The 14,543-nt window shown below is 41.5% G+C and carries 15 protein-coding genes and 1 other annotated feature (1 of these 16 running past the window's edge); of the genes, 3 read left to right on the top strand and 12 right to left on the bottom strand.

What is annotated here, in order from left to right; all coding sequences use genetic code 11:
• Positions 1-79 (top strand) — a sequence feature (Phe leader region); it begins 43 nt to the left of the window's first position.
• Positions 80-137: 58 nt separating this feature from the next.
• On the top strand, positions 138-2,084 hold the full coding sequence (gene pheA, locus HNW13_RS01660) for a prephenate dehydratase (protein WP_192114406.1): 1,947 nt from the start codon (positions 138-140) through the stop codon (positions 2,082-2,084).
• Between the two features lie 106 nt (positions 2,085-2,190).
• Here the strand turns inward: pheA and HNW13_RS01655 are convergent, their stop codons facing one another.
• The 8 genes from HNW13_RS01655 to ffh form a co-directional block, all read right to left on the bottom strand.
• A complete protein-coding gene (locus tag HNW13_RS01655; protein ID WP_011638362.1) occupies positions 2,191-2,535 on the bottom strand; it encodes a hypothetical protein in 345 nt (114 codons plus the stop codon).
• A 130-nt stretch (positions 2,536-2,665) separates the two neighbouring features.
• On the bottom strand, positions 2,666-3,805 hold the full coding sequence (tyrA, locus tag HNW13_RS01650; protein ID WP_162023684.1) for a bifunctional chorismate mutase/prephenate dehydrogenase: 1,140 nt from the start codon (positions 3,803-3,805) through the stop codon (positions 2,666-2,668).
• Positions 3,806-3,816: 11 nt separating this feature from the next.
• Positions 3,817-4,908: a 3-deoxy-7-phosphoheptulonate synthase gene (locus HNW13_RS01645; RefSeq protein WP_011638364.1), complete on the bottom strand. Its 1,092-nt coding sequence runs from the start codon at positions 4,906-4,908 to the stop codon at positions 3,817-3,819.
• A 714-nt stretch (positions 4,909-5,622) separates the two neighbouring features.
• Positions 5,623-5,976 carry a 50S ribosomal protein L19 gene (gene rplS / locus HNW13_RS01640; RefSeq protein ID WP_011638365.1) on the bottom strand — a complete coding sequence of 118 codons (354 nt, stop codon included), beginning with the start codon at positions 5,974-5,976 and terminating at the stop codon, positions 5,623-5,625.
• A gap of 33 nt (positions 5,977-6,009) precedes the next feature.
• Positions 6,010-6,756, bottom strand: a complete 747-nt coding sequence (gene trmD / locus HNW13_RS01635; protein WP_192114405.1) for a tRNA (guanosine(37)-N1)-methyltransferase TrmD — start codon at positions 6,754-6,756, stop codon at positions 6,010-6,012.
• Between the two features lie 15 nt (positions 6,757-6,771).
• Positions 6,772-7,302, bottom strand: coding sequence for a ribosome maturation factor RimM (gene rimM, locus HNW13_RS01630; RefSeq protein ID WP_011638367.1), 531 nt, complete (start codon positions 7,300-7,302; stop codon positions 6,772-6,774).
• A 21-nt stretch (positions 7,303-7,323) separates the two neighbouring features.
• Positions 7,324-7,575: a 30S ribosomal protein S16 gene (gene rpsP, locus HNW13_RS01625; protein WP_011638368.1), complete on the bottom strand. Its 252-nt coding sequence runs from the start codon at positions 7,573-7,575 to the stop codon at positions 7,324-7,326.
• A 229-nt stretch (positions 7,576-7,804) separates the two neighbouring features.
• Complete coding sequence (gene ffh, locus HNW13_RS01620; RefSeq protein ID WP_101086359.1) at positions 7,805-9,178, bottom strand: signal recognition particle protein; 1,374 nt, start codon at positions 9,176-9,178, stop codon at positions 7,805-7,807.
• Between the two features lie 281 nt (positions 9,179-9,459).
• Here ffh and ccsA point away from each other — a divergent pair, with 281 nt between their 5' ends.
• Both ccsA and HNW13_RS01610 read left to right on the top strand, forming a co-directional pair.
• Positions 9,460-10,248, top strand: a complete 789-nt coding sequence (gene ccsA, locus HNW13_RS01615) for a cytochrome c biogenesis protein CcsA (RefSeq protein WP_101086358.1) — start codon at positions 9,460-9,462, stop codon at positions 10,246-10,248.
• Positions 10,249-10,400: 152 nt separating this feature from the next.
• Positions 10,401-11,681: a CNNM domain-containing protein gene (locus HNW13_RS01610; RefSeq protein WP_192114404.1), complete on the top strand. Its 1,281-nt coding sequence runs from the start codon at positions 10,401-10,403 to the stop codon at positions 11,679-11,681.
• A gap of 61 nt (positions 11,682-11,742) precedes the next feature.
• Here the strand turns inward: HNW13_RS01610 and HNW13_RS01605 are convergent, their stop codons facing one another.
• From HNW13_RS01605 to recO, 4 genes are all read right to left on the bottom strand, one after another.
• Positions 11,743-12,267: an Mpo1-like protein gene (locus tag HNW13_RS01605; RefSeq protein ID WP_162023685.1), complete on the bottom strand. Its 525-nt coding sequence runs from the start codon at positions 12,265-12,267 to the stop codon at positions 11,743-11,745.
• A 304-nt stretch (positions 12,268-12,571) separates the two neighbouring features.
• Complete coding sequence (acpS, locus tag HNW13_RS01600; protein ID WP_192114403.1) at positions 12,572-12,952, bottom strand: holo-ACP synthase; 381 nt, start codon at positions 12,950-12,952, stop codon at positions 12,572-12,574.
• Entirely contained in the window at positions 12,952-13,689 is a 738-nt protein-coding gene (gene pdxJ / locus HNW13_RS01595; protein WP_162023686.1) for a pyridoxine 5'-phosphate synthase, read from the bottom strand. The genes acpS and pdxJ overlap by 1 nt, the downstream gene beginning before the upstream one ends.
• A 109-nt stretch (positions 13,690-13,798) precedes the next feature.
• Complete coding sequence (gene recO, locus HNW13_RS01590) at positions 13,799-14,512, bottom strand: DNA repair protein RecO (protein ID WP_192114402.1); 714 nt, start codon at positions 14,510-14,512, stop codon at positions 13,799-13,801.
• Between the last annotated feature and the right edge of the window lie 31 nt (positions 14,513-14,543).

The raw sequence follows: 14,543 nt of genomic DNA, 5'->3' as shown, positions 1-14,543 counted from the left end.
CCCACCTCTGGAGGCGGATTTTCTGTGTAAAAACGAAAATGAAAATTCTAAAGCCTCCCAACTGGGAGGCTTTTTTGTCTTATAAACTCTGCCGTATCTAGTCATGCGCCAGTATGTAGCGTCACATTGAGGTCAATATGCAAAAAACACCTGAGTTAAGTCAAACTCGTGAACAGATAACTGCCTTGGATAAATCCTTATTAGCGTTATTATCTCAGCGCCGCCAATTGAGCCTAAATGTTGCACGCAGCAAAGAAGTTGATGTTAGACCTATACGAGATACACAACGAGAAAAAGAACTACTTGAAAGACTGGTACAGCAAGGGCGCGACCAAGGACTTGATGCACATTTTGTGATATCACTTTATCAAAGCATTATTGAAGACTCGGTTTTATTTCAACAAACGTATCTTCATGGTAGAGCTAACCCAGACACTCAAAAGCAGCAATATACTGTGGCTTATTTGGGTGCTAGGGGTTCTTACTCTTACTTAGCTGCAAGCCGTTACTGTTCACGCCGTCAAGTCGAAATGCTTGATTTCGGGTGCAAAAGTTTTGATGAAATTGTTAATGCCGTTGAATCTGGTCATGCCGATTATGGTTTTTTACCGATTGAAAATACCTCTTCAGGATCTATCAATGAAGTGTATGACGTACTGCAACATACAACGCTGTCAATTGTTGGCGAAACAACTATTGAAGTGAGTCATTGTTTACTCACTAAACCCAACAGTAAACTATCTGATATCAAGACTATTTACGCTCACCCGCAGCCGATCAGTCAATGCAGTCGCTATTTAAGTCAACATCCTCATATCAAACTTGAATATTGTTCTAGTAGTGCTGAAGCCATGACAAAAGTTGTCGAGGCGGACAGCAATACTGTCGCAGCCATAGGCAGTGCAGAAGGCGGAGCCCTGTATCAGTTAATTGCAATGGAGCAAGGCTTAGCGAACCAAAAAATCAATCAGAGTCGATTTATTGTTGTCGCTCGAAAAGCCTCTGCGGTGCCTTCTCAGCTGCCAGCAAAAACCACCTTGATCATGGCGACAGGACAGAAGCCAGGAGCATTAGTAGAAGCATTATTGGTACTTAAAGCTCATAATTTGAATATGAGTAAGTTAGAATCTCGTCCAATACCAGGAACACCATGGGAGGAGATGTTTTACCTCGATATTGATGGCAACTTGGCTACTACCGAAGTACAACAAGCGATTAAAGAGTTAGAGCGCCTTACTCGTTTTATCAAAGTATTAGGCTGTTATCCATGTGAAACCGTTAAACCTACACAACTATCGCAAGCTCAATTATTAATTGAACCCGGTAGCTCTAAACAAGAGCCAATCAAATCTATACCAAATAGCCAAGCTAAGCATTCACGCGACTATAAATCACAAGATACTCAATTGTTCTGTCAGCACTTACAAATAGGCGCCGGACAATTTAGCGCATTACAGCAAATTAACTTACCGATAGATAATACCGAACTGGCTACGCAAGCAAAGCACATCAAAGAATCAGGCTTTCAAGCCATTGTGCTCAATGATTTAAAACAACAACTCAATGAACAACAATTAAAACAGCATGCACAGGTCATCGAACAAGCTGGTTTATTATGTGTAATGCAAATAGATCAAGAACAAGAGTTTATCGTTGCTAGCCAATTAGCAGATATGCTGATATTAAGTGGTAAACAAATGTACAACCCGGACATGTTAACCTTAATTGGTTCCGTCAATTTGCCGGTAATATTAGAAAGAAACACCATGGCTAGTATCGATGATTGGCTACAAGCTGCCGATGCAGTCCTTAGTCACGGTAATCAACAACTCGGGCTATGCGAATCAGGTGTACGTAGTTTCACGCACCCAGAGCAGTTAAGCCTCGATTTAGCCGGATTGGTTGAAGTGAAATCCCGCAGTCATTTACCTGTAATCGTTAACACGAGCTTCTGTATTAATGCTGCACTGTTAACTACTCATGCAAATGCCGTTAAGCAACTTAATGCTGACGGAATTATATTGTTACATCAAGATGGTGTATCGCAAGCTGATATTATTCATGGTTTATACCAAGCAAAGTAACGATTAAATAACCGGGAATGACACACATAAAAATGCCGAGAATATTCTCGGCATTTTATTACTCGTAATTGTAAAAGGTAATTAGTTATTCAAGGCTATTCAATAATCATACTGCTAGGCCATCATTTAAACTTATCCAGCCTTTAAAAATACGATAACTGAACCAACTAACACCCAGTAAGTACATGGGTAAACTCAGCCATAAAGGACTAAGCCAATATCCTGCAATAAAAAATGGACATAGGCCAATAATACTCATACGTTGCCAACGTAGATGACTACCCAACACAGAGTCTGGGTTGACGTTCTTTTGGATCAAATTAAGCCAAAAACTCAATAATACAGGCACAAAAAATAATGGAAAAGCACTCATTAAGCCGTAAAGAAAATGCCCTAAGGAATTATCTTCAACCTGTTGAACAGGTAGCATATTCGATGGCATCATCGACATGGGGTATCCTCCAAAGGTAACTAAGTTTACTGAGCTAACACAGCGTTATTTGGCTACCGTATTAACTAAACATAAGCTTTGTGTCACTATTTCGCAATAATTAGTTCAATTAATAATGCTTCATTTAGCGTTATCCAGCTTTCATATCATTAACAGATTGCAACATGGCGCGACTTTCATGTTGGAACTGCGGCGCAAAGTCACCAAACCATTTAGCGACACGCTGGAACTGCTCCACAAAGGCTTGCCTATTACCGGTTTGCAACATTGTTAATGCATCACGATAATTATCTAGATAATCACTAATCGCGTGTTGGCTGCCAGGTTGGGCAAAAATAATATCGGCATAAAGCTCGGGATCTTGAGCAAATAAACGACCAACCATGGCTAACTCTAAACGATAAATCGGTGAGCTAAACTGTAATAAGTTACCAATATCAGCTTCTTCTTTGCACAAGTTGACGCCATATACGAATGTTGAAAAGTGACGCATAGCCTGTACAAGTTGCATCGCTTTATCATGACGCTCTGCTTCAGCTTCAACTATTCGCGCCCCCCAAATTTCAATCTGTTGTAGTAACCATTGATACGCTTCTTGATGACGGCCATGACACACCACCACCACCTGTTTAGCGAGACTACCAACATCTGGGCCAAACATAGGATGCAGACCCACTACAGGGCCTTTATGCGCAGCTAACATTGCCGCTAAAGGTGCTTCTTTAATCGAGGTGAGATCAGCTAAAATACAATTTTCAGGTAGCTGGGTTAACTTGTCACGGATCACTTCGCAGGTCACATTTATGGGTACGGTAACAATCACTAATCCTGCACCATCAAAAATGGCAGCGGCATCTTGCCAATCATTTTTATCTATACTTTTAACTTCATAGCCAGAAAGAACCAACATTTGACTAAATAACTGTCCCAGTTTGCCCTGACCACCCACAACGACCACATGACCCAGATCTTGCTTAATCTGCTTAAACCCAACATCTTTTTCATTTAGGTAAGATTCGCGCATAAGTCGACGTAAAATATCTTCGATTAGCTGTGGTGAGACATTCATTTTTTGTGCTTCGTCTCGACGTTTAGCTAACATCGATGCTTCACGTTGTGGGGCATAAATAGGTACACCAGCCGCATGTTTTACGGCACCAACTTGCGCCACTAAATCGAGACGTTTACGTAATAAATGCAGTAATTGTTGATCCACGCCATCAATTAAATCACGAAGATGCTCTAAGCCTGCTGTGGTTTTTTCATTCATCTGTTTATCCATTAACCGTTAACAACCTGCAGCGTCTCAAAACGCGTTGGTAATACTGCAGACAACTGGTTAGCGCCTTGTCTTAAAATGGTTTCAGTAGTTTCCCAATCAATGCATGCGTCAGTGACAGAAACACCATATTTTAGCTCCGCTAACGGTTTATCTGAACTCTGATTACCTTCATTGAGGTTACTTTCAAGCATAACACCGATGATAGATTTATTACCTGCTTCAATTTGGTTAAATACATCTTCGCAAACGTTTTTTTGACGTTGATGATCTTTTGATGAATTACCATGACTGCAGTCGACGACTAAACGAGCACTGAGTTTCGCCTTATGAATTTGGGCTTCACTCTGAGCAACACTGTCTGCATCATAGTTAGGTGCTAAACCGCCACGTAAAATAATGTGTCCATCTGGATTACCGGCCGTTTGCAACAAAGAAACTTGACCTTCTTGGTTAATGCCCATAAAGCGGTGGCTGCTGGCAGCTGATTTTAATGCATTAATAGCCACTTCCAACTTACCATCTGTGCCATTTTTAAAACCAACAGGCATCGACAAACCTGAAGCCATTTCTCGATGAGTTTGCGATTCTGTGGTTCTTGCGCCAATTGCAGACCAAGTAACTAGCTCGGACAAATATTGTGGACTGATCGGATCCAGCGCTTCTGTGGCGATAGGTAATTCAAGTTCAGCAAGCCAAATCATGAGTTCTCGAGCCATTCTGAGTCCTTTCTCGACATCAAATGACTCATCCATATCAGGGTCATTAATCAACCCTTTCCAACCGACAGTTGTGCGAGGCTTTTCAAAATACACGCGCATTAAAATGTAGAAATCATCACTGAGTTCATCATGTAACTTTTTCAGCTTTAATGCATACTCTTTTGCCGCGGCAATATCATGAATAGAACATGGCCCCGTCACCACAAGCACCCGATTATCACGTTTATGGACTATATCTGAGACTTGCTTACGAGCATTTAGAATATATTGATAAGCATGAGTTGATAATGGAAGTTCTTGCTTTAACTCTGCAGGAGTCACTAGCACTTGTTCTGAACTGATGTGCACATTATTAATGGTATCTTGTTGCATACTTATCACTCTCTTTTGACGACAGACCAAAGGTCACTAATAGATTTATTTTTTAGGTATTGGATAGTACAATCTGTATTTTTGTAACGCTACACCATTACACCTTAAAAGCAACTATGCCTGCGCAAAGGTCCTAGAGCAAGGCTTATTTACACAAAGTGTAAAAAATCATATAACCGATGATATTTCGTACAAAAAAATAACCCCAGTCATACATCTTGTACGCGCTCTACTCGCTGTTACCGCTCTACTCATTGTTACCACTCTATTCGCTATTACCGCTATACTTGTCGTTACCGCTATACTAGTCGTTACCGCTATACTCGTCGTTACCGCTCTATTCGCTATTACCGCTATACTCGTCGTTACCGCTCTGCTCGCTGTTACCGCTCTACTCGTCGTTATCGCTCTGCTCGCTGTTACCGCTCTACTCGTCGTTATCGCTCTACTCGTCGTTATCGCTCTACTCGTCGTTATCGCTCTACTCGTCGTTACCACTCTATTCGCTGTTACCGCTCTATTCGCTGTTACCGCTCTATTCGCTGTTACCGCTCTATTCGCTATTACCGCTCTATTCGCTGTTACCGCTCTACTCGCTATTACCGCTCTATTCGCTGTTATCCCTTTATTATTTTTAAAAGCCCCACAAACAAAAACCCGCCTTTCGGCGGGTTGTTGTGCGAACACTGCATCTTTATTCTGTATTGGTAACTATTACTTAGTTGCCAATTTTTCACGGATACGTGCAGACTTACCTGAACGCTCACGTAAATAGTACAGTTTAGCACGACGTACACGACCGCGACGCTTAACTTCGATGCTAGCAATTAGCGGGCTATGCGTCTGGAAAGCACGCTCAACACCTTCGCCATTAGAGATTTTACGTACTGTGAATGCAGAATGCAGACCACGGTTACGCTTAGCAATTACCAAACCTTCAAAAGCTTGAAGACGCTCTTTTTCGCCTTCCTTAACACGTACTTGAACTACTACTGTATCACCAGCACCAAAATCAGGCACATCTGTTTTCATTTGCTCATCGTTGAGCATTTTAATGATGTTGTTCATAATTACTCCATCCTAGTAATAACTGAGCGTTGACTATGCGGACTTGTCCGTTTCATTCACGAACTGCGCTAATAAAGTCGTTTGTTCGTCAGTCAGAGCTAGATATTCAAATAATTCTGGTCGTCTCAAAAAAGTTCTTCCGATACTTTGTTGTAAACGCCAGAGTCTAATTTTTTCGTGGTCACCGCTTAGCAGCACTGCGGGTACGTCAAGACCATCCAATTGTTCAGGGCGCGTATAATGAGGACAATCCAGTAAACCATCAGAGAAAGAATCTTGCTCTGCTGACGCTTGCTTGCCCAGTACACCAGGTACTAAACGAGCCACTGAATCGATTAACGTCATTGCCGGTAACTCACCACCCGAAAGTACGTAATCACCGATAGACCATTCTTCATCAACTTCTGTTTGAATAATGCGTTCATCAACACCTTCGTATCGACCACACACTAAAATCAAACACTCTGATTTAGCTAACTCAGTAACGCCATGCTGATCCAGCTTGCGTCCCTGAGGAGATAGATAAATCACTTTTGCCCTATCACCTGCAGCTGCTTTAGCTGCATGGATAGCATCACGCAGAGGTTGCACCATCATTAACATACCGGGCCCACCACCATAAGGTCGGTCGTCCACAGTATTATGTCTATCATGGGTGAAATCTCGAGGATTCCACGTTTGCACCTCTAGCAGGCCGTTTTTCACGGCTCGACCCGTAACCCCAAAGTCTGTAACAGCACGAAACATCTCTGGAAACAGGGTGATTACCCCTAACCACATATGTTGTACCTCGACTTAGAAGTCAGGATCCCAATCCACTAAAATCTGTTTCCCTTGCAAGTCCACCTGTTTGATGAACTGCTCAGGGACAAAGGGGATCATACGTTCCGCTTTGCCGAAGGCATCTTTGGCATTAGCTTTAATCAGTAGTACGTCGTTTGATCCTGTTTCCACGATCTGGTCAACAATACCCATGTTATAGCCGTTTATATTGGTCACTTCGCAGCCGATAAGATCACGATGATAGAATTCACTATCATCCAAATCTTTCATTTGCTCAGGCATGATCGCAATTTCACAATTTGTGAGCATTTGCGCATGTTCTCTGGTAGCGACACCTTCTAGTTCAGCCACGACAGCTTTACCTTGAAAACGCCACTGAGCGACCTTAACTTCACGCCAAACGCCTTGTTCTTTTATAAGCCAAGGCGAATAATCGAAAATACCTTCAACAGAATCGGTATAGGAAGTGATTTTTAGCCAACCTTTAATACCATGACTGGAACCTAACTTACCCAGTACAACTAGCTCTTGGTTACTACTCATCTATCTATACCTTATACGCAATTAAGCAACAGCTTTACGCGCGTCTTTAATCAGTTTTGCAACACGCTCAGATGTTGCAGCGCCAGTAGCAACCCAGTGCTCAACACGATCAAGATCTAAACGTAAAGTTTCTTCTTGGCCACGAGCCAATGGATTGAAGAAACCTACACGTTCGATGAAACGACCGTCACGAGCATTGCGGCTATCAGCAACAACGATATTGTAAAATGGACGCTTTTTTGCGCCGCCACGAGCTAAACGAATGGTAACCATGCGTTTTATTCCTCTAATGATTTGCTAGAAGCAAAAATAAAAACTGGAACTCCGTGTTCGCGAAGAGTCCCAGAAAGAAAGCCGGAAGATTTTACCTGACTTTTGAACTATTGCAACCAAATCTGATGATTTTTAGCTCACCCATTTTGTTGCAATAAAGTCAAAAATATAACCTAACCAACTGATTGAATTTAAAAATTACTAGTTTTTCTCTTGAAAGATGCTGTTATTATCGACCAGGAAACTTCATTCCTGGTGGTAACATTCCGCCCATTCCGCGCATCATCTTCTTCATTCCACCCTTGCCAGACATCTTTTTCATCATTTTCTGCATTTGGGTAAATTGCTTCAATAAACGGTTTACATCTTGAATTTGGGTACCTGAACCGCCAGCGATTCTACGTTTACGAGATCCTTTAATCAAATCTGGATTCTTACGTTCTTTAGAGGTCATTGAATTAATAATGGCTTCCATTTGTCCGGTCATTTTACCGTCTTGAACCTGGGCCAATGCTTCTGGTGGTAATTGTCCTACACCTGGAAGCTTCTCAAGCATGTTCATCATTCCGCCCATGTTTTTCATTTGCTGCAATTGCTCACGAAAATCTTCTAGGTCGAAACTGCCGCCGGATTTAACTTTTGAAGCCAGCTTCATCGCTTTGTCTTTATCGACGCCACGTTCAACTTCTTCAATTAATGACAACACATCACCCATACCGAGGATACGCGAAGCAATACGGTCTGGATGGAAAGGCTCTAACGCATCGGTTTTCTCACCAACACCTAAAAATTTAATTGGCTTACCTGTGATACTGCGAATCGATAACGCAGCACCACCGCGAGCATCACCATCAACTTTGGTTAAAATAACACCAGTCAAAGGTAAAGCTTCATTGAATGCTTTAGCGGTGTTGGCCGCATCTTGCCCCGTCATCGCGTCAACAACGAATAAGGTCTCAATCGGATTTACAGTAGCATGCAGCTGCTTGATTTCATCCATCATAGCTTCATCAACGTGCAGGCGACCTGCTGTATCGACAATCACCACATCAATGAATTTTAATTTTGCATAGCTTATTGCGGCTTTAGCAATATCAACTGGCTTTTGGCTCACGTCAGACGGAAAGAATTCAACCTCAACTTCTGCAGCCAATGTTTCAAGTTGTTTAATTGCCGCAGGACGGTATACATCAGCACTGACGACAAGGACTGATTTTTTATGACGTGTGCGTAAAAATTTACCTAATTTGGCTACCGAGGTTGTTTTACCCGCGCCTTGAAGACCCGCCATCATGATCACAGCCGGAGGTATTGCCGCTAAGTCGAGGGCTTCATTCGCCTCACCCATGGCTTTTTCAAGTTCGTTTTGGACAATTTTGATAAAGGCTTGCCCTGGGCTTAAGCTTTTTGACACCTCTTGACCCACAGCGCGTTCTTTTACGCTGTTAACGAAGTCTCTAACAACAGGTAAAGCTACATCCGCCTCAAGCAGCGCCATACGCACTTCACGCAGGGTTTCTTTAATGTTGTCTTCTGTTAAGCGACCACGGCCACTAATGTTTTTTAGTGTGCGTGAAAGTCTGTCAGATAAATTTTCAAACATTGAGCGGCTCTTTTAAGCATATCGATAATTGAGCCCATTATACCCAAGCCACTCTAAATTACGATACTTGCAACGCGAAGAACTTAAACACTGACTCATTTTGAGTAAATTATTGTAGCTAAAGGTAGGAAACTGTTAAATTTTGGGTCTTAGGTCACTGCCATATTAGGCCCTGATCATGTTAATCTAATAAAATAATGAAAATATGATGCTTTGATAGTATTGTTCAACACTCACAGCGCAGTTTTTCAGCATTAATTACTATGATAGGTTGAGTCTCAATGGTTATTTTTTCAGCGGCAGCCATGCTGTTTTATTGTTTAGCTTTGGTTTTAGTAACAAGCAGACTTTTTCATGTTGAAGGGCCTAATCGTAAGGCCGTTATGCTGGCTTCTGGTATTGCCGTCATCATGCACGGGTTTGCACTTTCGAATGCGGTTTTTACTGTCGATGGACAAAACTTTAGTTTAACCAACGTAATTTCATTGGTTAACTGGATTATTGCATTAACGTTCACGATTACAATGCCTCGACTTAAAGTCATCATTGTAGTGCCCGTTGTGTATGCCTGCTCAATATTGTCAGTAGCTCTTCTATGGTTAGTGCCGCCGCAGTTTATTACTCATTTTGAAATACACCCTGAACTTCTGGCACATGTAGTGTTATCACTCATGGCCTATAGCGCATTGATGATAGCGGCTATGTACGCCATTCAATTATGGTTTATCCAGAATAAACTGAAGAAAAAGCAAATGATGATGAGCCCAGCAATGCCGCCATTAATGACGGTTGAAAAGCAACTTTATCACCTCATCATTATTGGATTTATTTTACTGAGTTTATCGCTAGTAACTGGATTTGTATTTTTAGAAGATATGTTTGGTGACGGTAAAGGCCATAAGGCAATATTATCAATAATAGCTTGGGTGGTTTACGCTGCGATGTTGTGGCAACAATATACTGTTGGCTGTAGAATCCGTACCGCAGTGATTTATAGCTTATCGGGTGCGGGCTTACTATCTCTCGCATATTTTGGTGCTAGAGTTGTTAAAGAATTGATATTAAACTAATTTTAATATCTTTACGCTGAATATGCTTTTCTATTCTGTTGAAAAATAACCAAGATTACTTGACACTAACGGCCAATAATAAATAATGGCCGTTAAATTTATGACAATTTGGCCAATAGGTCAATTTCACACCACTTTATGGGGCCCCTTTTTTGGACGCTATATCTACCAGCGCACTCCTTATTTTCCTTTTGGTTTTAATCGTGATTTCTGCTTATTTTTCTGGTTCAGAAACCGCAATGATGAGCCTCAATCGATACCGCTTACGACATCTTGCATCCAATGACCACAAAGGTGCACAGCGCGCCTTAAAGTTACTCGACCGCCCAGATCGACTCATTGGCTTGATTCTCATCGGTAATAATCTGGTTAACATTCTTGCATCTGCAATTGCGACTATTATCGGTATGCGCTTGTTTGGTGATATGGGTGTTGCTATTGCAACCGGTGTTCTGACTATAGTGGTGTTAGTGTTTGCTGAGGTCACACCAAAAACGTTTGCGGCTTTGCACCCTGAACGTATTGCATTTCCATCGAGTATTTTATTAGGTTGGTTATTAATATTGCTGTCGCCATTAGTGAAAGCAATCAACTTAATTACCTCAATATTTTTACGTTTAATGGGCATTAAAACGGTCAAAACAAGTGACGCGTTAAGCCAAGAAGAACTGCGCACAGTTGTGCATGAAGCTGGAGCACTAATCCCACAGCGTCACCAAGAAATGTTATTGTCGATTTTAGATTTAGAAAAAGTCACAGTCGAAGACATTATGATTTCGCGCTCAGATATTTATGCTATTAACGTCAATGACGATTTTAAATTGATAAATAAGCAAGTGGTTCAAAGTCCTCATACTCGAGTGTTAGTCTATCGCGACAACATCGATGATGCTGTCGGGTTTATTCACTTACGTGATGCTTTGCGCTTACAATCCAAAGAGCAATTCAGTAAGTCATCATTATTAAGGGCTGTTAAGGAGTTATACTTTATTCCTGAAGGCACACCACTAAACGTTCAATTGACTAATTTCCAGCAAAATAAAGAACGCATAGGGTTAGTTGTTGATGAGTACGGTGATATTCAGGGCTTAGTCACACTTGAAGATATTTTAGAAGAGATTGTTGGTGACTTCACAACCTCAATGCTGACCACGGCAAGTGAAGACATTAATATCCAACAAGATGGTAGTTTCTTAATTGATGCCACGATTAACATTCGTGACCTTAATAAAGAAATGAAATGGAATCTTCCGATTGATGGCCCTAAAACCTTAAATGGCCTGATCATTGAATTTCTGGAAGATATTCCTGCAGCAAACACCAGCTTACGCATCGTTGATTATCAAATAGAAGTCATCGATGTTGCAGATAATATGATTAAAACAGTCAGAGTTTTACCCAGCAATTTAACGTTAATTGATGATAACGAGTAAATTTTTACACATAAAAAAGGCGCTGCAAGCGCCTTTTTTATTGCCATGAATTAGTCATTCATTACGATGCACGACGCTTAGCCTCTAAAGCACGTCGTTTATCACGTGCTATTGGGGTAATTTCTGCGGCTAAGTCTTTTTCCAAACCTAATATGAAATACAACTCTGCCATCAAGAAGAATGGCCCAATCAGAAGCTGATTGAGATCATCCATAAAAGCAGGTTTGGCCTTTTCATATTTATGGCCAATAAACTGAATAACCCAGCCAATAATAAAAATACTAATGGCAATGATAAAAGGATGTGAGGTATGAACAACCAGCTCTGTGGTGTATAACACCGGCACAATGAACAATACTAATCCAAACGCTAGGCGCATATGAAGTGCCATATAGTAGCCCAATACCACCACAGCTAATATCATTGCAACACTCACTTGATAATCTTGCCATGCAAAGCGAAGAGTCCCCAGCATCAAAAATGCCGACCAAATAATCATAGGAACGCCGACAAAATGCGTCTTTATATTTTGTGGATTTAAGTGCACGCTTTTATAAGTTGAAAGTTGTTCTACTGCCGATTTCATTTTAGATTCTCTCTAGTTAACCTCAGCTCAAAAGAAGGAATGAGGTAGGTAAACTGGCATCATGATATTCAATCTAATTCATATCTAATGGATCATTTTGGCTAACAATCCGTATTGATTTACCAATATTAATCTAGTGTGATGTCGTCGTATTAGTATAGAAAAAGACTTTTTGATGTCAGTTATCATCTCGTTCTGAGATGAGTTGTTGATATCTTGTTAATCTACCTCACTTACGGCCATTTTAAAAGCTCACAAAAAAGGCGCTAATGCGCCTTTAATAAATAGCCTAATATGGTTCACATCAACTTTCTAACACCACAGTGGCTACAGCATAATGTTTTTCATCTGCAATACTGATAAAACCATGCTTGCCCGCTAATTGTTCAAGCCGTGCTAGCGCGCCATCGGTAAAACGTACCTGGGGCGCGCCATTATCATCATTGTCGATATGGATATGTTGAAACGACACACCTCTGCCAATTCCTGTTCCTAAGGCTTTTGCTGCAGCTTCTTTGGCGGCAAAACGCTTAGCTAAAAATCGCTCAGGCTGTTTTGATTGCAAGTAAGTAGTAAGCTCAAACTCGGTCAGCACTCTTCTGGCTAACCTGTCACCTAGGCGCTCTCGCTGCTCACTGATGCGGGCAATCTCAACAATGTCTGTTCCTATCCCTACAATCGCCATTATTCGCCTCTGCGGCCTTCAAGCATCAGTTTCTTCATATCCCGTACTGCAGTGTCCAAACCATCAATAGCGGCTCGAGCAATCACAGCATGACCAATATTAAGCTCATAAAGCTCAGGAATAGCCGCGATAGCCTTAACATTGTGATAATGCAATCCATGCCCAGCATTAACCACTAAACCTTTACTGTGAGCATATTGTGCCATTTCAGTAATACGAGCTAATTCATTTGCCTGCTCAGCATCGGTGATGGCATCAGCATAACAACCAGTATGGATCTCAATATAAGGTGCGCCAGATAACACTGCGGCATCAATTTGAGTTTTATCTGCATCAATAAACAATGACACTTTAATACCTTCTGCAGCCAAACGTGTGACGGCTGAGCGGATTTTTTCTAACTGACCTGCGACATCAAGACCGCCTTCAGTTGTTAGCTCTTCACGCTTCTCTGGGACTAAACATGCATACGCTGGTTTGATATCACAGGCGATAGCGATCATTTCTTCAGTGACAGCAAACTCGAAGTTCATTCTGGTCTTCAATGTCTTTGCCAATAAATACACATCACGATCTTGAATGTGGCGACGATCTTCACGTAAATGTATGGTGATACCATCGGCGCCGGCATGCTCTGCTACTGCAGCTGCGTGTACGGGATCAGGATAATGAGTACCGCGGGCCTGACGCAATGTCGCGATATGATCGATGTTAATGCCTAATAGTATTCCGCTCACATCGAGCTCCTTAAGATAATAAATAACACAATGAGGCACACGATAACCAAAGTTATGCACTAATTTACAAGTGTTTGGTCCATGTGTTGGGTTTAAAATAGATTATATGCTAATCCGATTTGTTACTGAATAACTGCCTACTTAATAACGGCTTATTACCCAACAATGGTGTGAGTAAATAACGCATTAATCCTTTAGCTTGATTGAACTGTTCAGGTTGCAGGTTTTGTGATGCCAATGCTAGCAACATTGCCCCAGATAAACAGCCTTTACTATGAGAAAAAGAGCTTTCTTGAGTGGTTGCTATAGGGATAAAACCACTCTCTGCAATAAACCGATAGTGGCAACTGTCATCTAACGAGTCACCTTGGGTGTCATAAGCAAGAGACGGCAACGCACCTAACTCGAGTAATAAAGCCATTTCAAAATAACGCAGGTGGCTTGAACAAAACTGTTTAGCTAACGCCAGTAGTGCACGATGATAATCGAGAAAGAGACCTTCAGCTTGGTGATCGACTGACAATAGGCGTACTAATATTTCGTTTAGGTAAAAACCAGAATAAAGACTATTACCGCTCAGCGGCATAGCAGGTGCAGCGGCTTCAATTTGGGTAATATTTTTCAATCCTAAATTTCTGGCTTCGGATTGGGCACTAAATTGGATAATTAGCGGCTGAAAAGGTTGTAAGATACTTTTAATCGACCGTTTACCAGAACCGACTCGAGTAATGGCATCAACACGTCCAACACCCTCTACCAGCAAATTAACGATTACGCTCGATTCACGAAATTGTCGATGATGAAGCACATAGCCACGTTTCATAGTGGCCATGCCTATAAATACATAATCAGTA

The sequence above is a fragment of the Shewanella sp. BF02_Schw genome, from assembly GCF_014596695.2.
Taxonomy (GTDB): Bacteria; Pseudomonadota; Gammaproteobacteria; order Enterobacterales; family Shewanellaceae; genus Shewanella.
Note: the sequence above shows the minus strand (reverse complement) of the source record. Positions and strands in the feature narration are given on the sequence as shown.

Excerpts from the sequence above, each read along its gene's own strand:
- HNW13_RS01655 (WP_011638362.1), bottom strand. The coding sequence starts at position 2,535 with ATGTCGATGATGCCATCGAATATGCTACCTGTTCAACAGGTTGAAGAT.
- pheA (WP_192114406.1), top strand. The coding sequence starts at position 138 with ATGCAAAAAACACCTGAGTTAAGTCAAACTCGTGAACAGATAACTGCC.
- ccsA (WP_101086358.1), top strand. The coding sequence starts at position 9,460 with ATGGTTATTTTTTCAGCGGCAGCCATGCTGTTTTATTGTTTAGCTTTG.
- HNW13_RS01605 (WP_162023685.1), bottom strand. The coding sequence starts at position 12,267 with ATGAAATCGGCAGTAGAACAACTTTCAACTTATAAAAGCGTGCACTTA.
- ffh (WP_101086359.1), bottom strand. The coding sequence starts at position 9,178 with ATGTTTGAAAATTTATCTGACAGACTTTCACGCACACTAAAAAACATT.
- tyrA (WP_162023684.1), bottom strand. The coding sequence starts at position 3,805 with ATGAATGAAAAAACCACAGCAGGCTTAGAGCATCTTCGTGATTTAATT.
- rplS (WP_011638365.1), bottom strand. The coding sequence starts at position 5,976 with ATGAACAACATCATTAAAATGCTCAACGATGAGCAAATGAAAACAGAT.
- trmD (WP_192114405.1), bottom strand. The coding sequence starts at position 6,756 with ATGTGGTTAGGGGTAATCACCCTGTTTCCAGAGATGTTTCGTGCTGTT.
- HNW13_RS01645 (WP_011638364.1), bottom strand. The coding sequence starts at position 4,908 with ATGCAACAAGATACCATTAATAATGTGCACATCAGTTCAGAACAAGTG.
- rpsP (WP_011638368.1), bottom strand. The coding sequence starts at position 7,575 with ATGGTTACCATTCGTTTAGCTCGTGGCGGCGCAAAAAAGCGTCCATTT.
- recO (WP_192114402.1), bottom strand. The coding sequence starts at position 14,512 with ATGAAACGTGGCTATGTGCTTCATCATCGACAATTTCGTGAATCGAGC.
- rimM (WP_011638367.1), bottom strand. The coding sequence starts at position 7,302 with ATGAGTAGTAACCAAGAGCTAGTTGTACTGGGTAAGTTAGGTTCCAGT.
- acpS (WP_192114403.1), bottom strand. The coding sequence starts at position 12,952 with ATGGCGATTGTAGGGATAGGAACAGACATTGTTGAGATTGCCCGCATC.